Here is a 21,863-nt window from a genome sequence, read left to right as displayed (position 1 = left end):
TCACATCGACCTCGCTCTGATCAGCAGTTGTTCTGCATCGGCCGGCCCGTCGAGTTCGGCGACCTCGTCGGCCAGCACGTAGCGGCCGAAGGTCGGTCCTTCGATGCGGTAGTAGGTGCCGACGATATCGTCCATGATCTCGTCGGCGACGATGGTCGTATCGAGTGCGTCCATCGCCATCTCCTTTGCCTCCTCGAGGCTGAGTCCGGTCAGATCCTCGGTGGCGTCCTTGTCGAAGATGACCTCGTGGGCGTCGATACCGTCGTCGACGACGGCCTTGATCCGGAGGTCGAACTCGCCTTCGACCTCGCCGTGTTCGTTACAGCGGCCGTTCTGGAGGACGCGCGTACAGTCTTCCTTCGGACAGCGCTTGATGAGTCCGCTGCCCCGTTGCATGTCGACGAGTGCGCCTTCGACCTCGCTGGTGTCGTCGCCGACTTCGAGCTCTTCGTCGCGTTCCTCGACGACCGTGGTCGAGTTGAGTTTGACCGAGTACCGGCCCTGATACTCGTCGGTGACGACGTTACGAAGATCGTAGACGCCGCCTTCCTCGAGTGCGGGGAGGTCGGATTTGGCCCACTTGGTGAACTTGATCGTCCCCGTCGGATCGCCCAGCAGGCCGACCTGGGCGACGGAGTCGCTACGGGGGTCCCAGAGTTCGATGACCTTCGCGGTGATGTCGATCCACTGCTCGGGTTCGTCGACGTCCTCGATATTGGCGGCCTCGCTGCCGCCCTGGGAGATGTCGTCGCGCTCCAAGCCAGCCTCCTCCAGGTAGTGGTTGGTAACGCTTCGTCTGGCTTCGTCGATGGGTACTTTATACTCGTCGACGAGCGTCGTCAGGCGCTCCTCGACGTCCTCGAGCGAGAGCTCGAGGTGGTCCGAAAACTGCTCGTGAATGTCGTCTGCGTGCTGTCGTACGTCGCTCATTGTCTCACGCCTCCTCTTTGCTTTCAGTGGGAGGCATACGCCTGTTCGCGCCCGATAGTATTTAAAATACCGCCACCGGAGTGAAAGTGATCAGTGAGTTAGGTGGGGTAGTCGTCGTCCCACGGCCGCTGGCGCTCGAAGGCCCCACTGGCGGCGATGACGGCATCGTCGGCGTGTCGCTGTCCGGCGAGCTGAAGCCCGACGGGCAGTCCGTCGCTGAGTCCGGCCGGAATCGAGGCCGCGGGATGGCCGGTGAGGTTATAGGGCTGGGTGAGCACCCAGCCTCGCAGCGGTTCGATCTCGGTGCCGTCGATCGTTTCGGGTTCTTCGCCGTGGGGAAACGCCGTCGTGGCCAGTGTCGCGGTCGCCAGAAGATCGTACTCCGCAAAGAGGTCCTGCAAGCCGTCGAAGACGTTCGTTCGAACCACGTCTGCGCGCTTGGCCTCCGGCGTCGTCGGCGTCTCGGCCTCGAGGATGAGGTCGACGAGATACGGCCGGAGCCGGTCGCGGTCGCTTCCGCGCGGGTCGAATCCCTGATCCTCCAGTTCGTCGAACAGCGACTGCCAGCGGACGGTCGCCATCGTGTAGAAGGCATCCATGATCTCGGTCTGGTCGTGACCGAGTTCGGGGTCGACCGTGTCGACGGTCGCGCCGGCCCGTTCGAACGCCGCAATCGCGTCGTCGAGCACGTCGCGAACCGCGGGCTCGACGGGATAGATACCCATGTCCGGACTGTAGGCGATTTTTAGCTCGTCGATCGGCCGGGAGACGGCCTCGCGGTAGGACTCCTGTGCCGGCACCGAGAACGGATCGCGCGGGTGGGGACCAGCCATCACGTCCAGCGCGAGCGCCGCGTCTTCGACTGACCGGGCCATCGGTCCCTTGTGCGAAAACGGCGTATGGCTGGCGAACCCGTTGGGCCGGCTCACGTTCGGAATCAGTCCGTAGGTCGGTTTCAACCCGTACACGCCACAGAGACTCGCCGGAATGCGAATCGAGCCGCCGGCGTCCGATCCTGGCGCCAGCGGCACCAGCATGTCGCCGAGCGCCGCCGCGGCACCCCCCGAGGAGCCCCCCGAGACGCGGTCGGGATCGAACGGCGTTCCCGTCGGTCCGGCGACGCGGTTGTCCGTCGTCGTCCCCAGGCCGAACTCGGGCGTGTTGGTCTTGCCGACCACGATCGCACCAGCCGCCTCGAGTCGGGCGACGAACGGCGAGTGGTCGTCGGCGATTCGGTCCTCGAACAGCAGCGATCCGGACGTCGTCCGACAGCCCGCGACGTCGTCCAGATCTTTGATCGCGACGGGAACGCCGTGTAGCGGGCCGAGTACCTCGCCGTCCGCGAGCGCACGTTCGGCCGCCTCGGCCCGCTCGCGAGCGTACTCCTCGGTGACGGTAACGAAGGCGTTCGTCCGGTCGTTTCGCTCGTGGATCCGCTCGAGAAACGTTTCGGTAACGGCCGTCGGCGAGTGCTCCCCGTCCCGGATCCGTCGCGCGAGAGCGGCGGCGGTCAAGCGCGTCAGCGGTTGGGTCATGGTAGCATCTCCGTGTCCGGCGAGAAAAAGCTACGTCCCCCGGCGATCGGTTTCGACGGTAGACAGCGGACTCGAGTGGGCGCCAACGCGCACCGAGTGGGGGCTGTGGCTTCGCGGACAGCGCGTCGGACGCATTCGATCGCGAACCGTCGGGCGCTACCGGCGGAGCAGGCCGCGGTGTTTACAAAAGAAGTTACTCGTCGTTCTCGTAGGCCGACAGCGATTGGTCGGTCACGTCGGTGCGGTGGCGCGTCGCCAGTCCCGCAAGGTGGGGCGCTTCGGGAACGATGAGTTGCTCGCAGGCCGTCTGGCAGGCGCCGGTGCTGCCCGGGATACAGAAGACCGGCGTGTCGACGGCGATACCTGCCGTCGCCCTCGAGGCGATCGCCCGCGTGCCGATTTCGTCCCACGACAGCGCGCGAAAGCGCTCGCCGAAGCCGGGGAGGTCACGCTCGAACAGCGACGAGGTGGCCTCGGGCGAGACATCGTCGGCGGTGACACCGGTGCCGCCCGTCGTGAGGACGACGTCGATGTCTCGACGGGCGACGAGACCCCTGACGGCCGTCCGAATCGCCGAGTAGTCGTCCCGGACGAGCAGACGCTCCCGTATCTCGTGGCCCTCGGCTTCGAAGCACTCCTGGATGGTATCCCCGCCCGGGTCGTCGGGGTCAGATTGCGCTGCGCGAGAACTCGAGACGGTCACGATGCCAACGTAGAGCGGATCGATGAGCTCGTGGCCGTGGTCGTCGGTGCTGCGTCGGTCGTTGCGATCAGTTGCCATGTGTGTCGACCAACGCCCGAGGGCGACAATAGCGTACCGACTGGGAGTGTTGGGGAGACTCGAGCGAGTACAGCCCGATCCGAAACAGCCGCCTCCGAACGCCGGCGACTTATAATGTCAGCGGTTCATCTCCTCGTATGAGCTCGGCAGACGGATGCACGTTTTGTTCGATTATCGACGACAGAGACGGGGTGGAGACGCTTCTCGAATCGGAGTCGTATCTCTGTATCCTCGATGCATACCCCGTCAACGAGGGCCACGCACTCGTGATCCCGAAGACTCACGTGCGCTATCTCGAAGACGTCTGCGATACACAGATGTTCGAGTTCCTGCAGAAAGCGCTCGCGAAGGTAAACGCTATCTACGAACCGGATGCGACCACTATCGGGGTCAACAACGGCACGGACGCTGGGCAGACGATACCGACCTCCACTGGCACATTATCCCGCGATACGAAGGGGACGTAGACGATCCGACCGGTGGGATTCGCGGGGTCATCCCGGGCGAACAAACGTACTGAGCGACGTCCACCAGTCGGTTCACGGCCGAACGGCGCAACCGCGTCACCACGGGAGAGCGACGACCCCACCCTAGCTCGAATCGGTGCCTGTCGAAACGACGGTACTCTCACCCGACGACGTCGGTGCGGGGTTGTCGACCGACGACCAGTCGCCCTCGAGTTCGGCGTCGGTACAGAGACAGTCGTCCAGGCGCGCGGTTAGGGCCTCGAGATCCAGATCGCGACCGATCAGTGCGAGTCGCGTCTCACGGTCGCCCCACCGCTGGTCCCACTCGAGATCGGGCTGGCCCTGCCGGTACGTCTCCTGGCGCTGCTCGGAGAAGCTGGCGATCCAGCGGCCCGTCACCTCGAGGGTCGTCTCGGTCCCGGCGTAGCTCATCGTGATCGCCTGGCGCTCCCGGCCGCCAATCCAGCACAGCCCCTTCGCTCGGATCAGTTCGGCCGGCAAGTCCTCAAGCAGGGCGGCGAATCGCTCGGGGTGGAGCGGCCGTCGTCGGTGGTAGCTGTCGACGACGATGCCGTACTGCTCGGGTGGGTGTGCGTGGTTGTGATCACCGTCGTGTGCGTGATCGTGACTGTCAACGTCGTCCTGACTGTGCTCGTGACCGTCGTGATCACCGTGGCTGTGGTCGTGCTCGTCCGCCGACTCCTCGCCCTCGAGCGCTCGTTTCCACCCTGCTGCGTCGGTCGCTTCCTCGAGGTCGAACCGCTGGACCTCGAGGATCGTTTCGGGCTCGAGTACGCCGTGCTCGGTCGCCACGATATCTGCGGCGGGCTGGAGCGTCTCGAGGATCGCCACGACGCGGTCGCGTTCGGCGTCGGTGACGAGGTCGCACTTGTTGACGATCAGCAGGTCACAGAACTCGACCTGCTCGAGGACGAGGTCGGCGAGCGGTTTCGTCCCCGTCTCGTCGGCTCCCTGGCGGCTGGGTGCGGTGTCGGTTTCGTCCGCTGGTGGTGTCGTGGACGGCGGCCCGGAGCTGCCGGCAGCCGCGCTCGGACCGTCGGCGAAGCGATCGTGGAACCGGGGGGCGTCGACGACTGTGATGACGCTCGAGAGGTCGTAGGGACCCGCGGCGGGGCCGCGGACGAACTGGCGGGCGATCGGCTCGGGTTCGCCGACGCCGGAGGCCTCGATAACGAGGTGGTCGAAGGCGTGTTCGCGGTGGAGCCGAACCACCGAGCGGGAGAGTTCGCCGCCGAGGCTACAGCAGATACAGCCGTTCTCGAGGGCGACGACCTCCTCGCCGGTCGCGAGGTCGGTACGCGCTTCGACGAGGTCGGCGTCGACGTTGACCGCGCCGACATCGTTGACGAGCACGGCGACATCGCGATCGGTCGATTCGAGCAGGCCCGACAGCAGGGTCGTCTTTCCCGCGCCGAGTTCGCCACAGAGGACGGTAACCGGAGTCAGCATCTATCGACTCGAGAGCGCGAGTTCACGTCGGTCTTCCGGTTCGAAGGGATCGGCGTAGCGGCCCCAGTCCTCGTCCATCTCGGTATCGGAGAGCACGCAGTCGTCGAGGCGCTCGATCAGCGGCTCGTCGTCGAACTCGCGGCCGATGAAGACGAGGCGGGTCATTCGGTCGCCCCACTCCTCGTCCCAGTCGTCTTTGAGTCCGGGTCGGGCGGCGAAGTACTGTTCGCGCTGGGCTTTCGGGAGGTTCGCGAGCCACTGGCCCGAGGGGCCAGCGCGCACGGAAGTCCCAGCTTTGTCGATGCCCATCGCGACGTCTTCCCGACCCGCACTCCAGAAGAACCCCTTCGCGCGGATGAGTTCGTCCGGAAGGTCCGCAAGCAACGCGGCGATCCGTTCGGGGTGGAACGGCCGGTCGCGCTGGTAGACGAAAGAGGTGACGCCGTGTTCCTCCTGGGGATCGTGGTAGTGATCGTGTTTGAGTTCGTGTTTCCAGCCCGCGGAGCTCTGGGCGCGTTCGAAGTCGAAGCGGTCGGTCCCGAGAATGTCGTCGGGGGCGACATCGCCGAACTCGGTTCGGACGATCTCGGCGCGGGGCTGGAGGCGCTCGAGGACGGTTTCGATCTCCTCGAGGTCGTCGTCGGGGACGAGATCGCACTTGTTCAACAGCAACACGTCGCAGAACTCGATCTGATCGAGCAGGACTTCCTCGGGGACACGCCCGGAGTCGTCGTCGAGTTCCTGCTCGGTCAGGGCCGAGCCGGAGTCGAAGGACTCCCAGAAGCTGTGGGCGTTGACGACCGTCACCATCGTATCCAGTTCGTAGGTGTCGGTCGGATCGAAGTCGGCGTCTTCGAACCCCATCGCAAACGTCTGTGCGACCGGAATCGGCTCGGAGATGCCCGACGATTCGACCAGCAGGTAGTCGAACTCGCGTCGGTCGGCGAGGCGGCCAACCTCTTCGAGCATGTCGCCGCGCAGGCGACAACAGATACAGCCGTTTGACATCTCGATGATCTCCTGGTCGCCGCCCAGATCGGACTGCTGGGTGACGTGTTCGGCGTCGACGTTGACCTCGCCCATGTCGTTGACCACGACGGCGACCTCGAGGCCGTGGTCGGCAGTCAGGACGTGGTTGAGCACGGTCGTCTTTCCCGCACCGAGGGGACCACTGAGGACTGTCACTGGAATGCGATCGCTGACCATAACGAGTTGTGAATACCACTCGGGCCCTTGTTAATGTTAGTTATTACGTTTGAGGGACGGCAAGAATAATAATATCTATTACCCGAGAGGACTATCTTCATATATGCCCGTCGTTAGCGTCTCGATGCCCGCCGAATTGATCGACCAACTCGACGCCGTCGTCACCGATCACGACTACACCGGCCGTAGCGAGGTCGTCCGCGAAGGCGCCCGGACGTTGTTATCGGAGTTCGACGACGACCGACTCGAGGGACGACCGTTGACCGGTATCGTCGGTATCTTCTACGCGTACGGCAACCAGCGGATCGAACGGGAGTTGACTGCCCTGCGCCACGATCACGGCGACATCGTCGCCTCGACCGATCACAGCCACGTCGGGGACGACGACTGCTGTCCATCGGTCGCCCCGAGCGCTGACGGCTCGGATCAGTCAGCACACGCGTACTGTCTCGACGTGTTCGTCCTCGAGGGTTTGCTCGAGGAGGTCTCAACGTTCGTCGGTGGCTGTCGAGCGATCGACGGGGTCGAAACGGTCGAATACTCGCTGGTGCCACTGGACGGCGTCGGTCAGCTACGGACGGAATGACGGCCGTGTCGGGGTGAACGCCGAGATTCAGGGGCGATCGGGGAGAGAGCGAGCAACATATACCGCAGTCTCGAATAGTCGTGACTATGCTCACCGGCGCGTGGCCCGTACTCGTTTTGCTGGCGGGGGTCCTCGCGCTATACGTCGGCGCGGAGTTGCTCGTGGCCGGCGCCGGTCGGCTGGCCGTTGGCGTCGGTCTCCGAGCGGCAACCGTCGGCGTGACGGTGATCGCGTTCGCGACGACCGCACCGGAGCTGTTCGTCGCGATCGTCGGCTCGCTCGGCGTCTCGACCGATACAGGGCTGGGGACGGTGTTAGGATCGAACATCGCCAACATCGGGCTCGTCCTCGGCCTCACGGCGCTCGTCAGGCCGCTGTCGGTCGGCGACGCCGTGATGAAGCGCCACGTCCCGTTCATGGTTTTTGCGGCACTCTTGCTCGTGGTGTCTAGCCTCGACGGGACCATCGGTCGGCTCGAGGGCGGGATCTTTCTGTTGACACTCGCCGGATTCTCTGCCTATATGGTGTATAACGCGGCCGTCGATCCTTCATCAAATGTCGACGAACCGGCTGCGCGTTCGGGTATCGAGGCGCGAGACATCGCACTGGTACTCGGCGGTCTCCTCGCGCTGGTACTTGGCTCGCGCTGGCTCGTGGACGGCGGTTCGACGCTGTTGCTCGAGCTGGGCTTTTCGGAACTGTTCGTCGGGCTGACGGTGCTGGCGCTTGGCACCTCGTTGCCGGAGCTAGCAGCGTCGGTCGTCGGGGCGGTTCGGAACGAAACGGGGTTCGCGATCGGCAACGTCGTCGGGTCGAATATCTACAACGTGCTTGCGGTCCTCGGTATCGTCGCGCTGGTGACGCCGATCTCGGTTTCGCGGGAGACGCTGTTGTTCGAACTGCCGGTTCTCGTCACGTTTACCGTCCTCGTCGTCGCGATGATGGGGTACGACCAGCGGCTTTCCCGGCTCGACGGTGCCGGACTCGTGATCGGTTACGGCGCGTTCATCTACCTGCTCGTCCCCTAACACGGCCTGCTGGTCCGATCTACTGGCGAAGCGAAACCCGACGATCCGTGGTTTCGCCACCGACGAGTGATACGGACTGCTGCACCCGTCCGGTCGGGGGCTACATCGGCAGCGATCGCGTCCCGTCGATCCCGTCGGCCTCGAGGTGGTCGCTTTTGAGACGATCCAGTCGTGGCCCGACCTGTTCGCGGACGAGCGACACCAGCACGTTCGTCTCTCCCTCGCCGGTGATCGCGGTCGCATAGGTTCGATCGTCCGGATCGGTCTCCTCGGCCGTTACGAGCATGACACAGTCCCGATCCGAGAAGATCACTCGGCCGTGGTGGATACAGTCGGCGGGAAAGTTGAGCCAGTCGAGCTGGGGTTCACAGACGGTCGCGCTCGGAACCGCCTCGCGCACGATCTCACGAACTTCGGGTGAGCGCGAGCCGACGAAGACGTCGACGCCACGATCGGCAGCCGCCTTCCAGCGCTCGAGACAACGCTGCTGGAGGAACCCGTCGTCCGAAACGGTGACGAAGAGTTCGTCGTCGGTTCCGTCGGCGATCTCGTGGCCTCTGTTGACGATGTTCTCGGTTCCCTCGATCGTCCGGCAGGTACCTGCCTGCGAGGACGGCGTCTCATCCGCGGCGGCCGGCGCCTCGCTCGAGAGACCGAGCTGCTCTGGAATGTCGCCAAGCGGGCTCGCTTGCAGCCAATCGGCCCGCCACTGGGGCGCATCCGTCCGGAGTTCGGCCGTTCGCTCCGGCCGGTCGTACGCGACGAGACCGGCGTCGGCAAGGGCCGGGAGATGGCTGTGTGCCAGATCCGTCGCAACCGTCCGGGCCGTCGTCTCGGCAACCTCGAGCAGTCCCGTGTTCCCCTCTCGAGCGGCGACCGATACGGCGAGATCCTCGAGGGAGACGGTGTCACGCCGGCGCGCGAGGAGGTGACAGATCTGGCGCCTGCGCGATGATCGCAACACCTCGAGGGTTCTGTCGAGAACGTCTTCGTCTTCGATCGCGCCGCCGGTCGGGTCCGACAGCAGCGATTGCACCCAGCCGGCCTGGAGTAGCGGGTGCGAACACAGCACGACGATCGTGGTCTCCTCGCGCTCGACGCGTCGAACGAGACCGTGGTCCTCGAGGAGCGGTAGATGGGCGTGCTCGAGCGAGTCTCGTGTGTTGGTCCACTGCTCGTCCGTGACGATCGGATGCGCGTAAACGCTGCTCGCGACCGCGATCGCAAGCGTCTCGAGGGGGACTGGGCCGTCCATCGACGCCGGTGAAGTCACTGGCTCGACGTCATCGGAGAGCACGGCGAGAAGATGTCGGCGCTCCGATTTGGCGAGGGCTGCAGTTGCAACGTCGAGTGATTCCTCGGCGGCGGAAGGCTGGGACATTATCGGGAGAAAGCGCCCGAAGACGGGAAAGCGGTGTACCAGCGTAGTCTGGTATTCCTCAGTCGTGACACCGAGTATATCGGCTCCGATCGACCGACTGGGAGCCGGTTACCGAGCTACGACTGCGAGTCGAAGTAGGCGGCAAAGAGCTTCTCCTGTGCGACCCGGAGGTGCTGGTGGAACGTCTGGCGGGCGATACCCAGCCGATCGGCGATGTCGCCGGCGTCGATGGTACGGGTCGGCCAATCGAAGTACCCGCCGTAGTAGGCCGTCTCGAGAGCCAGACGCTGTTTGTCGGTGAGTTTTGCGTCGACCATCTGGTGAAAGTCCCGTGTGGTTGTCGCCGGCCGTTCGGTGGTCCGTTTCGATCGCAGCGACGTCTCGGGATAGGCCGTCGTCACCGCGTCGACGAGTTCGCGGACATCGATATCGGGACTGGCTTCGACGATGGTATTCGACGAGCCACTGTCGGCGATCTTCGATCGGACTCGAGCGCCGTGGTCGGCTAACAGACTCGGTATGGACGCCCCCTGGACGACGAGCTCCCAGTGGGTCTCCTCGCCGTCGACCTCGAGCGCGCGACAGTTGTCGATTTGGGGATGGGCAGCCGCCAGATCACGAATGTGCTCGGGACTGGCACCGGCGATAGTCAGGTAGTAGACGAATTCCTCGTCGGTGAGCGGCAGAACGTGCTCGAGTATCAGTCGGCAGTCGGCCTGGGCCGTGAGATCGGTACAGATGTCTTGTTGGTCCGTGGATTCGAACTCGAGTTCGACGACGGAGTCGACGTAGAGCAGTCGTTTGACGGCCATCGCGTTGATCGCGTGGCCGATCGTGCCGCCGAACTCCTGGAGAACTTCGCGTTCGCGGTCGTTAAACGCCGCCGACTCGGCCGCACCGATCACGAGGACGCCGAACCGACGCTCACTCGCAACGATCGGAACGACCGCGACGGCCTCGTGTCCCAGTTCGGCAGCGTGTGCCTGCCAGCGCTCGACCGAGCTCGACGCGAGATTCCGATACCGAGAGACGGTGTCGGTTTCGAGTACCGACTGACCGGGTGCTTCAGCCGGTGGATCGACGAACGAAGTGAGCACGTCGTCGGCCGTCGACTCGTCGATCTCCGCCCAGGCGCGTGGCTCCCAGCGAGACTCCGGCGAGCCCCCATCCGCCGCCCGGCCGAAGATGGCAAATCGGTACGGTTCGGCCGCCGCGAACGTCTCGACGACGGTGCGTTCGATCGCCTCGCGCGTCTCGGCCGCGACCATCGTCTCGTCGACCGTTCGAACGACCGCGTTGAGGCGCTCGAGGCGCTCGAGTTCGCGTTCGCGGGCTTTGCGGTCGCTAATATCGCGACCGATGCCGGTAAAGCCGAGGACGGTACCGTCGTCGTCGATGATCCGAGCGCTGTTGAACTCGTAGGGTATCCGCGTCCCGTCTTTGGTGAGCACCCGGCCTTCGGCGGTGATTCGTTCACCGGCGGTCAGGATCCGATCGATAGCGTCGCCGAGACGATCGCGGTCCTCGGGCGCGATAAACGAAAGCGGACTCATCCCGGCGAGCTCGTCGGTCTCGTAGCCGATCTCTTGCTCGAATCGATCGTTCCAGTGGGTCAGATTGCCGTCGGCATCGTAGGCGTAGAGGATGTCCGGTTGCGCCTCGATGATGCTCTCGAGGATCGCCGTCTCCTCGCGGCGTTGCTGTCTGCGCTCGCGTTCGGCGGTCCGGTCGTGAACGAACCAGCCATATCCAAGGAGATCGATGCCGTCGGTATCGACGGCGCCGACCGCGCCGCTTTGCCAGATCGGTGCGAGCACCTCGTGGACCCACAGCTGGCTCCCGTCGCGACGAACGAGCCACCTGTCGTCGCTGGCTCGACCGTCGGCGCGTGCCGCCTCGAGGAATCGATCTGGCCGGCCCCCCTCGCGTTCGGCCTCCCGAAAGAAAACGCGGTAGTGCGTGCCGATAGCCGACTCCTCGTCGTAGCCGGTCACCTGTCTTGCGCCCTCGTTCCACCTCGCAACGCGGCCATCGGCGTCGAACAGTGCAACGGCGTGATCGCTAACGAGGGCGGTCAGTTCGCCAATCTCGAGCGTGACATCGGAAACCGAACCGAGGCCTGCATCGCTCCCAGCGCCGTTCGGTACCGGCTCTGTATCGTTGTTTTCCATTGACACGGTCGAACGCTGTCTGTTGTCGCGGTACTGGGTGTTGTTACCATGTCCCAAGACAAACCATTTGGGGCACAAATTTCCGACGCAATCGAGCCCGACCGATTACCGCCGTCGACAACCGATTGCGAAGCGATGGTGGCGCCGAAAGAACGGATGGAGACGAATCCGGCGAGTTAACTGTCTTGGCCGTTCGAGAGCCAGTATGACCGACCTGGCTATCGTCGAGAGCCGCGCCGACCGCGCGTCGGTCCACATCTGCGACCAGCTTCGGGGCCTGCTCGAGTGGACGATCCGGGAGGATAGCGATCGAGCCGACGGCGACGGGGGTGGGACGTACTACCGAACGGATGGGATTGAACTTCGAACCTTCGAGGAGCTCCACCTCGAGCTCGAGTACCCCGCCGAGGCCTTCGACTGCGATCCGGAGCTGCTTGTCTTCGCCTCGCGACACTCGGGCGAGACGGGGGCGCTGTTGACCGCCCACCACACCGGAAATTTCGGCCCGGCCGAGTTCGGCGGCGAGGACTACGCCCTCGCCGAGGCCGCACCGAACGCGCTCGCTCGATTGCTCGCAGCCTTCGAGGCGTACGCACCCGACGGCTACGATGTCGGCCTCGAGTGTACCCACCACGGCCCCACCGATGTCGGCTGCCCGTCGCTGTTTGCGGAACTGGGGAGCGACGACGAGCAGTGGGACGATCCGGCGGGTGCCGAGGCCGTCGCCCGCGCCATCCTCGAGCTTCGAGATGTCTCTCCCGATCGCGAACGAACCGTCGTCGGGTTCGGCGGCAACCACTACGCGCCTCGCTTCGAGCGTATCGTCCGCGACACGTCCTGGTCGGTCGGCCACGTCGCCGCCGACTGGGCACTCGAGGCGATGGGCCATCCGGACCCCCATCGAGACGTCCTCGAGCGGGCGTTCGACGCGAGCGGTGCCGACGTCGCCGTTATCGACGGCGAGTGGCCGGTCCTCGAGGAGACGCTAGCCGAGATGGAGTACCGCGTCGTCAGCGAAACTTGGCTTCGCGAGACGGACGACCGCCCGCTCGAACTCGTCGAGGTGGTCGAGTCAGCGCTTGGACCGATCGCGGACGGCACTCGGTTCGGCGACCGCGCCGACGGATCGATCACCGTCCGCGACTTGCCGAACGCCCTCCTCGAGACCGCCCAGGGGGTCGATCCCGACCGCGTTCGCAAAATTATCACCACCGACACCGTCGCATTCGAGACGACCAACGGCGGGAGTCGAGTCGGCACACGGGCGGCCTTTCCCGAGGACGACCTCGAGGCGTCGCGGCGGTCGATCGTCGACTCGCTGGCGACCGTGCTCGAGGAATCGTATGACAGCGTGACCGTCGCCGAGGGTGTCGTCGTCGCCGAGGAGACGGCGTTCGATCCGGCACTGGCTCGAGATGCCGGCGTTCCCGACGGCCCAAAGTTCGGCACGCTCGCGGACGGCGACCCGGTCACCGTCGACGGCGAGACGATCGATCCGGATCGCGTTCACACCCGACGAACCCACAGGTTTCCTATCTGAGTGGTCAGGAAGGCAACGGTAATGGGACCATACTACCAGCATCCGGGGCTATCGCATGACTATATTGTCTGATATGTACTGATCCATTACTATGTCTGACGCGTGGCAGACAAACAGGGGAAAGGTAATTACGCTCCGTCGTATAGAAGGGCCCAAGAATGGATTCACTCATCGACGACGCCATCGACGAGGCCGAAGACGGGGAGCCCCCTGAAGCCCCCGCCGACGGCCAGTCAACCGAGGGGTCATCGAGTAGCCCCACGACGGGAACGATGACGGACGAAGAACTCGAGGATGTCCTCCAAGACCTCCAGACCGATATCACCGTCGTCGGCTGTGGCGGTGCCGGCGGCAACACGATCGACCGAATGGACGAAGAGGGCATCCACGGCGCGAAACTCGTCGCCGCCAACACCGATGTCCAGCACTTAGTCGAGATCGAAGCCGACACCAAGATCCTGATGGGCGAGGAGAAAACCGGCGGCCGCGGTGCCGGCTCGCTCCCACAAGTCGGCGAGGAAGCCGCCCTCGAGAGCCAGCAGGACATCTACGACGCCATCGACGGCTCGGATATGGTCTTCGTCACGGCCGGCCTTGGCGGTGGCACCGGTACCGGCTCCGCGCCCGTCGTCGCCAAGGCCGCCCGCGAGGCCGGCGCACTGACGATCTCGATCGTCACGACGCCTTTTACCGCCGAGGGCGAGGTCCGGCGAACGAACGCCGAGGCCGGCTTAGAGCGCCTGCGCGATGTCTCGGATACCGTCATCGTCGTCCCGAACGACCGCCTGCTCGATTCCGTCGGCAAGCTTCCCGTCCGCCAGGCGTTCAAGGTGAGCGACGAGGTGCTGATGCGCTCGGTGAAAGGCATCACGGAACTCATCACGAAACCCGGTCTCGTGAACCTGGACTTCGCCGACGTTCGAACCGTCATGGAACGTGGCGGCGTCGCCATGATCGGCCTCGGCGAAGCCGACTCCGAGGCGAAAGCCGAAGACTCCGTCAAGACCGCCTTGCGCTCCCCGCTGCTCGATGTCGACATCTCCGGGGCCAACTCCGCGCTGGTCAACGTCACCGGCGGCAACGACATGTCCATCGAGGAAGCCGAAGGCGTCGTCGAAGAAATCTACGACCGGATCGACCCCGACGCCCGTATCATCTGGGGAACCTCTATCGACGAAACGCTCGAGGGCAGCATGCGCACGATGATCGTCGTCACGGGCGTCCAGTCGCCACAGATCTACGGTCAGCCAGACGGCGAGTCCGTCCAGCCCGAGATGGGCGACGACATCGACTTCGTCGACTGATACGGATTGCACGCTCGTCGATCGCGACGCAGCGCCGGTGTGGGGTTCGTTCGATTCCTGCGTGGTCGTTTCCCGCGTAGTCAAGCGTGCCGTCGTCGCTGCTCCTCGAGTGCTGTCACCATTCCCGCCGACCGTCTAGCCCTCATCGGGCATAGAAGCGGCTGCTGGCGACTCGAGTCGCCACAACACGACCCGACGCCACGGGTGATCTGGGGACTACTCGGAAGAAGAGTCCACCACGAACCCGTGGCCAGCGGCTCATACGGATTACTGTACCGATGTACCGTCCCAGCCGCCGCCCGGGTCGCGGCTGGGCCGGAACTGACGGACAGTAAACCGTATCAGTCAGGAGAGTTGATCGGCAACGATGTCGTCGGCGCGGGCGACGAACTCGTCTTCGTGTCCGCTCGGAACCGTCGCCCCCGCCGCGACATCGTGGCCGCCGCCGTCGCCGCCGACCGCTTGCGAGGCCTCGCTCATCACGTGGGAAAGGTCAAGTCCCTGTCCCACGAGGCTGTGGGTGCCACGCGCTGAGACCTTGCACTCCTCGTCGTTCTTCTCGGCGAAAGCGATGATCGGCTTCGAGCGGCTGATTCCCGCGTTGCCCATTGCCATCCCGGCGACGATGCCGACGATGGTCTCGCGGATGCGGTCGCCGGCGTGAAACCACTGGACGTGCTCCTCGGTGGTGACGCCCTCCCGGGTCACGAGATCGATCCCCTCCGAGAGGTTGCGACGGTGCGATCGAAGCAGCGTCCGGGCCTGCTCGAGCGCCTCCCCTCGGTCACCGAGACAGACCCCGAGGCCGACATCCGCACGCTCGTAGCGCGCGGTCGCGTTGAGCAGCGTCGAGAACTCGCTGGCGTCGCGCAGTTCGGTGCCGACGGGTTCCTCGCACAGGACGTAGCTCGTCCCCACGAGCTGGTCGATCTTTGACGCGGGGACGCCCCGCGAGACGGCCCGCTTGACCAGCGCGCTGGCGACGGTCTGTTTCTCTTCGCTCGTCAGTTCGGCCCAGCGGCGCCACGCCCCGTCGCGTTGCAACTCGAGGTCCAGATCCTCGAGAAAGGACAGGGCACCGGCTTCGTCGCTCGAGATACCCGGAATGCGAACGTCGGTCGCGTACTCGAGTAGCTTCGGCAGTGGTCGCGTCTGTTTGCCATAGAGGGCGAGATCGGTGCCGGTCTCGAGGACGCCGGCCTCGACGCCTTCCTCGACGATACCCGCGTTCGCACCGTGGAGTTCGCCACCGGACGCTTGCATGTCGCCGACGGCACCGACGATGGCTAGCGCGGCCAGATCGCGATTGTCCGCGCGGGCAGTCGTTTCGTCGGCAGCCTCGAGAGTGCCGCCGTCGGCCGCGGCTGCAGCACCGCCGTCCTGGGCGTCCGCGAGCGCTCGAGCAAGCACGTAGCTCGCGCCGGCACCCGACAGCTCCGAGGCGCCGTCGATGCCAAACAGGAGCGGGTTGAGGTGGTACTCGGTCTCGCGATCGGCGGGCTGGTGGTGGTCGGCGATGATCGGCGTTAGCTTGCCCGCATCCTCGTACTCGCCGATAACGTCGAGCTGGCCGCTCCCGAAGTCGGTAAAGAGGACGGTCTCGTACGCGGTGTCGGCGATCGCCGCGATGGCGTCTTCGTCGAGTTGTTTCTTGAAGACCGTCTCGAACGGAATGTCCGCACGCTCGAGAGCCTGTGCGGCGATCGCAGCGCTCGTCAGCCCGTCGGCGTCGATGTGGGAGGCAAGCAGGACGTGATCGGCCTCGAGCAGACGGTTGGCACACGCAGTCGCTCGCTCCGCGAGTTCGGGAACCGGCCCTGTCATCGGTCGATGATGAGTCGGCATCGGGGATAAACCTCCGGTCACGAACGCGCGCCGACCGTTACAGCACGGGTACGAACAGGTCCGGAAGCGTCTCGCCGAGGAGTAACAACAACACGTTGTTCGTAGCGAGGAGGAAATACAGCAACACCATGATCGCCACGAAGAGGCTGTCGAACGGCTTCGAGAGGACGTGCCCGATGACGACGATGACCGCGGCGTAACTTGCGGCCGCGAGCACGACGCCCGGTAGTCCAAACACCTGATAGAAGAGGACGGTGACCGGATTCAGCTCGGTCGCGTACGGGACGAGAAAGAACAGCGTGGCGGCGATCGCGTCGATTCCCCAGAGGATGGCGAAGGCGACGCGAAGAGTCACCGGATCGGGTGGATCGACTCGTCGTTCGAGTGGTGCTTCGACTGTCACAGTGTCCGGAGAGAGGGGACTCGCGAGAGTAGGAATTGGCCTTGCGATCTCGGGTTGAAACGGATTCACACGGTCGGTATCGTCAGTTTCAGTGAGTTACTCCTCGCCGTCGCGCACGGCCGCGAGCGTCTCGCGAGCGAGCGCCTCGAACGTCGCTTCGGCCGGAACGACGTCGACCTCGAGCCCGTGTTCGGCGGCGGTGTCGGCCGTTGGCTCCCCGATGACGCCGACCGTCGCATCCGCCAGTCCGGCGAGGGCGTCCTCGCGAACACCGCGCTCGTCAGCGGCGTCGAGGAAGTGTTCGACGGTCAGCGACGAGGTGAAACAGGCGGCCGCGAGCTCGCCGTCGGCGGCCCGCTCGACCGATCGACCGCTTCCCTCCGGTCGGACGAGACGGTAGAGGATCGTCTCGTGGACGTACGCGCCCGCGCCTTCGAACCCCTCGAGCAACACCGGACTGCCGTGATCGCTGCGGGCGACTTCGACGCGCTGGCCGTCGATATCGTCCGCGAGAGCCTCGACGAGCCCGCTCGAGGTGTACTCCTCGGGGACGACATCGACCGCGTATCCTTCGTCGCGGAGGGCCTCGGCCGTCGCGGGGCCGATCGCACAGACGGTCGCCTCGCCGGGTTCCCAGCCGGCCGCGGCGACGAGTTCCACACCGGTTTTGCTCGTCAGGACGACGGCGTCGGCGTCGGTACGGGGCGTCGCGTCGGTCGGTTCGACGGCGAGCATCGGATCGGGGACGGGCTCGGCCTCGAGCGACTCGAGCAGCGAGATGGCAGCCGTGAGACGGTCGTCGTCGGGCCGAAACACGGCGACTGCGGGGGAGTCAGTCATCGGTATTCTCGTCGGAGTGTTGGTCCGACGGCGTGTAATCGTTGCGAAGGAACTCGACGACGGACTCGCGCGTACCAGCGACGCCGCCGATGACCGTCACGGCCGGCGGCGAGATGTCGACCTCGTCTCTGGCCTCGACGATCGTCTCGAGGGTGCCCGTCGCGACCTGCTGGCCGGGCCAGGTGGCCCGTTCGACGAGCGCGACCGGCGTGTCGGGATCCATCCCGGCCTCGCGAAGCGCCTCGGTATAGAGCGGCAGCCGCGTCACGCCCATCAGCACGACGATGGTGCCACCGGTGGCAGCCAGGGCCCCCCAGTCGACCGCCGACTCGGGTTTGGTCGGATCCTCGTGGCCGGTCACGAACGAGACCGAGGAGGCGTGATCGCGGTGAGTGACGGGGATGCCGGCGACGGCTGGGGCGGCGACCGCCGACGTTACTGCTGGGACGACCTCGAACGGGACGCCGTGCTCGGCGAGATACGTCGCCTCCTCGCCGCCGCGGCCGAAGACGAACGAGTCCCCGCCTTTCAGTCGGACGACGCTTTTGCCTTCGCGGGCAAGTTCGACGAGTCGTTCGTTGATCTCCCACTGGGGGGTCCGATCGCCGTGGGCGCGTTTCCCGACATCGATACAGCCGTCGTCGGGGAGCATGTCGATAATTTTCGGTCCCGGAAGCTTGTCGTGAAGGACGATGTCCGCGTCCTCGAGCAATCGCTTCGCTTTGAGTGTGAGTAGTTCGGGATCGCCGGGCCCGCTGCCGACGAGATAGACGGTTCCGTCGGCCGGCTGGGTGTCGTCTGTGGCCATCTCCTACCTGCTACCTATGTCCCCTGTGGTTTATCTTCCTCGGCGACGGCACCATTTTCGTCGTCGGCCGCCTCGCGCGCACGTTCGATCAGCGTTGCTGCGCCCCGATCGGCCAGGTCGTCGGCGAATGCGCGTGCTGCGTCGGCGTGAGTCTCGACTGGCAGATCCCGCGTCGCAGTCACCGACTCCTCGCCGTCGCGATCGAAGACGCTGACCGCGGTGTGAACGTACTCCCCCTGAATCACGGCGTAGACGCCGATCGGTGCGATACAGCCGCCCCCGAGCGTCGCGAGAATCGTCCGCTCGACCGTCGTCTCGACGCGACTCCGGGGGTGGTCGATCGCCGACTGGATCTCGCGCGCGGTCTCGCCGTCGGTCGCCGTCACCGCGAGTGCTCCCTGTCCCGGCGCGGGGACGAACGTCCCGGTTGGAAGTTGCTCGTAGTCGACGTGGTGGGTGAGTCCGCTTCGCTCGAGGCCGGCCTCGGCCAGCACGATCGCGTCGTACTCGGTTGCGACCTCGCGGCCCAGCGCCTGGCGCTCGAGCTCTGAGAGTTGGTCGAACCACTCCTCGACGGTGCGGTCGTACTCGGGTTCGAAGTTCTCGTTGCCGGTGTTTCCTTTCCGCTCCTTGTCGGCCTCCGACCGCTCCTGATGTTCGGCCTGCAACGCGGGCGCGAGCAACTTCTCGAGGCGCGTATCGACGTTGCCCCGCAACGGCTCGACCGACAGGTCCGACCGCTCGGCCTGCAGTTGGGCCCCACGGCGCAGACTCGAGGTGCCGACGGTCGCGCCATCGGGCAACTCCGAGAGCGTCGATCCCTCGGGTGTCACGAGGACGTCGCCCGGTCGCCCGCGCTCGGGAACGGCGGCGGTGACGAGGTCGTCGGGCTGTTCGGTGGGCATATCCTTCATCGAGTGGATCGCACCGTCGAGATCGCCCTCGAGGACGCGTTCGTCCAGTTCGCGGACGAACGCACCCGTCTTGCCGAGTCGGTGGATCAACTCGTCGGTGATCTGATCGCCCGTCGTCTCGACGGTGACGAGTTCGACCTCGTAGCGTCTGTCCTCGAGTGCCGATTTGACCAGCCCGGCCTGTCGCCGAGCGAGCGTCGACCCCCGTGTCGCCAGCCGCAGCGTCCCGCGCGTTCTCATAGGAAGCAGTCGTCGCCTGGGGTATGAAAACCGCACGCTTGTCGGACGGAACCGCAGCGATTCGCTTGTGCGTGACTGTCACTCGGCGACGATTGGACTGGGCGCCACGAATTCGGGGCCCTCGGCGTCGACGACGCGGATCGGGAAGCTGTCCTGTCCGAGTTCGGGGGGTACGAGGAGATGATCGTCACGGCTGCAGATTGAGGCGGCTGCCGTTGTCCGCCGAACTCGAGATTGTGCGGCGTGGATCAACTCCGCCGCGAGAGCACGATCTGTCGACGCCGCCAGAGATAGTACCCCGCAAGTAATGGCTGTAACGGGGCCAGCGAGAGGCTTGCGAAGGCGAGCCCGAGGTAGAGCCCCGGATTGGGGCGCCAGGAGTCGCTGTAGGTGCTGACGTAGGCGGCATCCTGATGGATTGCGATCGGGAACGCGCCGAACGCGATCGCGCCGGCGAGCCCGAGTGCCGTACCGAACAGGCCAGGGACCGCAAAGACGACGGCGACAATCGCGGCGAGGAGTCCGATCACGCTCGTCGACAGCGAGACGGCAACGACGAGCCACCAGCCCGACCAGCCGGGCGGCGTCCCGAACCGTTTGTGTCGACGGTACAGGTAGAACACGCCCGCAAGCGGCGCCCAAAGCAGTGCGAACAGGCCGTTGAGCCAGGGGTTCGGGCGCCAATTCCCACTCGCCCCAGTCCGTCGGCGAACGCGTCTCGCATCGGCAAAGAGCGCGACCGCGAGTCCGACCGTCAACAGCGTGTAGCCGAAGGTACCGATCACAACCAACCCCACCTCGAGCGCGACCACGTCGGGATCGGCCTCCTGAAGGACACCGACGATCCCGACACCGACGACCGGCGGGACACAGTACAGCAGCCGCTCGACGAGCCGCGCCCACTCGAGTCCACCAACGACAGTCAGGACTCGAGCCATGTTGCGGTCAGCGTCGGCGACGCCGTCGGTCGTCGTGTACGCTCCTCACAGTGCGTGTTTGTACGCCTCGAGCGTCTCCTCGACATCGGCGTCGGTGTGGCCGTAACTGACGAACTGACACTCGAACTGATTCTGGGAGAGGAAGATATCTTGGTCTTTCATTTTCCCCCAGAAGATGCGCCGCCAGCGGTCGGTTTCGGCGTTTTTGACGTCGCCGGCGTGTTTCGGACAGCTATCGTACCGCGGACAGGTCGGGTTCTGTCGGCAGCCGGACGAACACTGTTCCTCGAGCGATTCCGGGCCTGGGCCGTCACGCGTGAAGATCACCTTGAACATGCTATCGGTGCCGGTGACGGTATAGCTGGGGGCTTGATCGGCGACGATGTCTGTCAGGCCGCTGCGAAGGTCGTCGCCGAGGGAATTGACGTGGTCGTAGACGTCGTTTTCGGCGGCAAATTGCAGCGTCTCGAGGCCGGCGGCCATCGTGACGGGGTGGCCGGAGAAGGTACCGGCCTGGAAGACGGGTCCGGACGGCGCAAACTGCTCGATGATTTCGGCGCGACCGCCGATGGCGCCGACGGGGAAGCCGCCGCCGATGATCTTGCCGAACGTGGTGAGATCGGGGGTGACGCCGAACTCGCTTTGTGCACAGCCGAGGCCGCCGACGCGGAAGCCGGTGATGACTTCGTCGAAGATCAGCAGCGAGCCGTGGTCGTCGGTGATCTCGCGAAGGAACTCGTGGTAACCGTCTTCGGGGTAGACGATGCCGTAGTTGCCAAGAATCGGCTCGGTGAGGATGGCCGCGATGTCGTCACCGTGTTTCTCGAAGACGTCTCGCACAGCGTCCTCGTCGTTGAACGGTACCGGGATCGTGTGTTCGGCAAAGGATTGCGGAATGCCCGCCGAGGACGGTTTCGGATTCTCGGCGTCGCCCTCGACTAGCGTCGACTCTTGGGCGCCGTGGTAGCCGCCCTGGTTGACGACGATCTTGTTCCGGCCGGTGTAGCCACGCGCGAGCCTGACCGCGGAGGTCGTCGCTTCGGTGCCGGAGTTTACGAAGCGGATCTTCTCGACGCTTGGCACGTGGCGCACGACGAACTCCGCGAGGTCGACTTCGATCTCGGTTGGAGTGCCGTACATCGGCCCCTCGCTTGCTTTCTGCTGGATGCCCGCCTGAACGGGTTCGGGGAGATCGTGCCCGAGCAACAGGGGACCGAGCCCCATCACCCAGTCGATGTAGCGATTGCCGTCCGCGTCGATGACGTGCCCGCCGTCGCCTTTCTGGACGAAGAACGGATACGGTTCGATCGCCGCGCGAACGGCGGAGTTGACGCCACCTGGCATCACGGACAGCGCCCGATCGTAAAGAGCACGGGAGTTGTCGTCGGTCATGCGCGAAGCGTTCGCGTTGGGACGGCAAAGTAGTACCGAGGTCGACTCACGACCAACCGACTCGGTGATCGTCAGTACACAAAA

The 21,863-nt window shown here is 65.1% G+C and carries 19 protein-coding genes; 5 read left to right on the top strand and 14 right to left on the bottom strand.

Translation table 11 applies throughout. The features are described 5' to 3' along the window. The 3 genes from D8Y22_RS00575 to D8Y22_RS00565 all read right to left on the bottom strand — a co-directional run bounded on the left by D8Y22_RS00575 (position 1) and on the right by D8Y22_RS00565 (position 3,246). On the bottom strand, positions 1–930 hold the full coding sequence (locus D8Y22_RS00575; protein WP_141462618.1) for a replication factor A: 930 nt from the start codon (positions 928–930) through the stop codon (positions 1–3). A 98-nt stretch (positions 931–1,028) separates the two neighbouring features. Next, entirely contained in the window at positions 1,029–2,465 is a 1,437-nt protein-coding gene (locus D8Y22_RS00570; protein WP_141462617.1) for an amidase, read from the bottom strand. 193 nt (positions 2,466–2,658) lie between these two features. Continuing rightward, entirely contained in the window at positions 2,659–3,246 is a 588-nt protein-coding gene (locus D8Y22_RS00565; protein ID WP_141462616.1) for a MogA/MoaB family molybdenum cofactor biosynthesis protein, read from the bottom strand. A gap of 137 nt (positions 3,247–3,383) precedes the next feature. Here D8Y22_RS00565 and D8Y22_RS00560 point away from each other — a divergent pair, with 137 nt between their 5' ends. Further along, complete coding sequence (locus D8Y22_RS00560; RefSeq protein ID WP_141462615.1) at positions 3,384–3,713, top strand: HIT family protein; 330 nt, start codon at positions 3,384–3,386, stop codon at positions 3,711–3,713. 123 nt (positions 3,714–3,836) lie between these two features. Here D8Y22_RS00560 and D8Y22_RS00555 read toward each other — a convergent pair whose 3' ends face one another. Further along, positions 3,837–5,183, bottom strand: coding sequence for a CobW family GTP-binding protein (locus D8Y22_RS00555; RefSeq protein WP_141462614.1), 1,347 nt, complete (start codon positions 5,181–5,183; stop codon positions 3,837–3,839). Continuing rightward, the gene (locus tag D8Y22_RS00550) at positions 5,184–6,389 is read right to left on the bottom strand and encodes a GTP-binding protein (RefSeq protein ID WP_141462613.1); all 1,206 of its coding nucleotides are present in this window, start codon (positions 6,387–6,389) and stop codon (positions 5,184–5,186) included. Between the two features lie 103 nt (positions 6,390–6,492). On the opposite strand from D8Y22_RS00550, the gene D8Y22_RS00545 reads away from it, so the two are divergent. Then, the gene (locus D8Y22_RS00545; protein ID WP_141462612.1) at positions 6,493–6,975 is read left to right on the top strand and encodes a CopG family ribbon-helix-helix protein; all 483 of its coding nucleotides are present in this window, start codon (positions 6,493–6,495) and stop codon (positions 6,973–6,975) included. 86 nt (positions 6,976–7,061) lie between these two features. Beyond that, positions 7,062–8,003, top strand: coding sequence for a calcium/sodium antiporter (locus D8Y22_RS00540; protein ID WP_141462611.1), 942 nt, complete (start codon positions 7,062–7,064; stop codon positions 8,001–8,003). Between the two features lie 100 nt (positions 8,004–8,103). Here the strand turns inward: D8Y22_RS00540 and D8Y22_RS00535 are convergent, their stop codons facing one another. Together D8Y22_RS00535 and D8Y22_RS00530 are read right to left on the bottom strand one after the other, a co-directional pair. Next, the gene (locus D8Y22_RS00535; RefSeq protein ID WP_141462610.1) at positions 8,104–9,384 is read right to left on the bottom strand and encodes a DUF7344 domain-containing protein; all 1,281 of its coding nucleotides are present in this window, start codon (positions 9,382–9,384) and stop codon (positions 8,104–8,106) included. A 116-nt stretch (positions 9,385–9,500) separates the two neighbouring features. Further along, a complete protein-coding gene (locus D8Y22_RS00530; RefSeq protein WP_141462609.1) occupies positions 9,501–11,555 on the bottom strand; it encodes a bacterio-opsin activator domain-containing protein in 2,055 nt (684 codons plus the stop codon). 205 nt (positions 11,556–11,760) lie between these two features. Here D8Y22_RS00530 and D8Y22_RS00525 point away from each other — a divergent pair, with 205 nt between their 5' ends. Next, positions 11,761–13,095, top strand: a complete 1,335-nt coding sequence (locus tag D8Y22_RS00525) for a D-aminoacyl-tRNA deacylase (RefSeq protein WP_141462608.1) — start codon at positions 11,761–11,763, stop codon at positions 13,093–13,095. 158 nt (positions 13,096–13,253) lie between these two features. Next, entirely contained in the window at positions 13,254–14,399 is a 1,146-nt protein-coding gene (gene ftsZ, locus D8Y22_RS00520; RefSeq protein ID WP_141462607.1) for a cell division protein FtsZ, read from the top strand. Positions 14,400–14,744: 345 nt separating this feature from the next. Here ftsZ and D8Y22_RS00515 read toward each other — a convergent pair whose 3' ends face one another. From D8Y22_RS00515 to hemL, 7 genes are all read right to left on the bottom strand, one after another. Next, positions 14,745–16,223: a single-stranded-DNA-specific exonuclease RecJ gene (locus tag D8Y22_RS00515; protein ID WP_141462606.1), complete on the bottom strand. Its 1,479-nt coding sequence runs from the start codon at positions 16,221–16,223 to the stop codon at positions 14,745–14,747. 58 nt (positions 16,224–16,281) lie between these two features. Then, entirely contained in the window at positions 16,282–16,647 is a 366-nt protein-coding gene (locus tag D8Y22_RS00510) for a hypothetical protein (protein ID WP_141462605.1), read from the bottom strand. 96 nt (positions 16,648–16,743) lie between these two features. Beyond that, a complete protein-coding gene (locus tag D8Y22_RS00505; RefSeq protein WP_141462604.1) occupies positions 16,744–17,487 on the bottom strand; it encodes a uroporphyrinogen-III synthase in 744 nt (247 codons plus the stop codon). After that, positions 17,480–18,295 (bottom strand): uroporphyrinogen-III C-methyltransferase, encoded by an 816-nt coding sequence (cobA, locus tag D8Y22_RS00500; protein WP_141462603.1) that lies wholly within the window; start codon positions 18,293–18,295, stop codon positions 17,480–17,482. Before cobA ends, D8Y22_RS00505 begins: the two co-directional genes overlap by 8 nt. Positions 18,296–18,309: 14 nt before the next feature. Then, positions 18,310–19,449 (bottom strand): hydroxymethylbilane synthase, encoded by a 1,140-nt coding sequence (hemC, locus tag D8Y22_RS00495; RefSeq protein ID WP_141462602.1) that lies wholly within the window; start codon positions 19,447–19,449, stop codon positions 18,310–18,312. 248 nt (positions 19,450–19,697) lie between these two features. Further along, positions 19,698–20,387, bottom strand: a complete 690-nt coding sequence (locus D8Y22_RS00490; RefSeq protein WP_141462601.1) for a hypothetical protein — start codon at positions 20,385–20,387, stop codon at positions 19,698–19,700. A 45-nt stretch (positions 20,388–20,432) separates the two neighbouring features. Next, entirely contained in the window at positions 20,433–21,779 is a 1,347-nt protein-coding gene (hemL, locus tag D8Y22_RS00485) for a glutamate-1-semialdehyde 2,1-aminomutase (protein ID WP_141462600.1), read from the bottom strand. Positions 21,780–21,863: the final 84 nt, after the last annotated feature.

Origin of the sequence: Salinadaptatus halalkaliphilus (assembly GCF_006543045.1) — an archaeon.
In the GTDB taxonomy this organism is placed as follows: Archaea; Halobacteriota; Halobacteria; order Halobacteriales; family Natrialbaceae; genus Salinadaptatus; species Salinadaptatus halalkaliphilus.
The sequence above is the reverse complement of the archived record's forward strand: the minus strand, read 5'-3'. Positions and strand labels throughout refer to the sequence as shown.

What these genes read in the sequence shown, in the direction of transcription:
- D8Y22_RS00575 (WP_141462618.1), bottom strand. Translation starts at nt 930, where the DNA reads ATGAGCGACGTACGACAGCACGCAGACGACATTCACGAGCAGTTTTCG.
- D8Y22_RS00570 (WP_141462617.1), bottom strand. Translation starts at nt 2,465, where the DNA reads ATGACCCAACCGCTGACGCGCTTGACCGCCGCCGCTCTCGCGCGACGG.
- D8Y22_RS00565 (WP_141462616.1), bottom strand. Translation starts at nt 3,246, where the DNA reads ATGGCAACTGATCGCAACGACCGACGCAGCACCGACGACCACGGCCAC.
- D8Y22_RS00560 (WP_141462615.1), top strand. Translation starts at nt 3,384, where the DNA reads ATGAGCTCGGCAGACGGATGCACGTTTTGTTCGATTATCGACGACAGA.
- D8Y22_RS00555 (WP_141462614.1), bottom strand. Translation starts at nt 5,183, where the DNA reads ATGCTGACTCCGGTTACCGTCCTCTGTGGCGAACTCGGCGCGGGAAAG.
- D8Y22_RS00550 (WP_141462613.1), bottom strand. Translation starts at nt 6,389, where the DNA reads ATGGTCAGCGATCGCATTCCAGTGACAGTCCTCAGTGGTCCCCTCGGT.
- D8Y22_RS00545 (WP_141462612.1), top strand. Translation starts at nt 6,493, where the DNA reads ATGCCCGTCGTTAGCGTCTCGATGCCCGCCGAATTGATCGACCAACTC.
- D8Y22_RS00540 (WP_141462611.1), top strand. Translation starts at nt 7,062, where the DNA reads ATGCTCACCGGCGCGTGGCCCGTACTCGTTTTGCTGGCGGGGGTCCTC.
- D8Y22_RS00535 (WP_141462610.1), bottom strand. Translation starts at nt 9,384, where the DNA reads ATGTCCCAGCCTTCCGCCGCCGAGGAATCACTCGACGTTGCAACTGCA.
- D8Y22_RS00530 (WP_141462609.1), bottom strand. Translation starts at nt 11,555, where the DNA reads ATGGAAAACAACGATACAGAGCCGGTACCGAACGGCGCTGGGAGCGAT.
- D8Y22_RS00525 (WP_141462608.1), top strand. Translation starts at nt 11,761, where the DNA reads ATGACCGACCTGGCTATCGTCGAGAGCCGCGCCGACCGCGCGTCGGTC.
- ftsZ (WP_141462607.1), top strand. Translation starts at nt 13,254, where the DNA reads ATGGATTCACTCATCGACGACGCCATCGACGAGGCCGAAGACGGGGAG.
- D8Y22_RS00515 (WP_141462606.1), bottom strand. Translation starts at nt 16,223, where the DNA reads ATGACAGGGCCGGTTCCCGAACTCGCGGAGCGAGCGACTGCGTGTGCC.
- D8Y22_RS00505 (WP_141462604.1), bottom strand. Translation starts at nt 17,487, where the DNA reads ATGACTGACTCCCCCGCAGTCGCCGTGTTTCGGCCCGACGACGACCGT.
- cobA (WP_141462603.1), bottom strand. Translation starts at nt 18,295, where the DNA reads ATGGCCACAGACGACACCCAGCCGGCCGACGGAACCGTCTATCTCGTC.
- hemC (WP_141462602.1), bottom strand. Translation starts at nt 19,449, where the DNA reads ATGAGAACGCGCGGGACGCTGCGGCTGGCGACACGGGGGTCGACGCTC.
- D8Y22_RS00490 (WP_141462601.1), bottom strand. Translation starts at nt 20,387, where the DNA reads ATGGCTCGAGTCCTGACTGTCGTTGGTGGACTCGAGTGGGCGCGGCTC.
- hemL (WP_141462600.1), bottom strand. Translation starts at nt 21,779, where the DNA reads ATGACCGACGACAACTCCCGTGCTCTTTACGATCGGGCGCTGTCCGTG.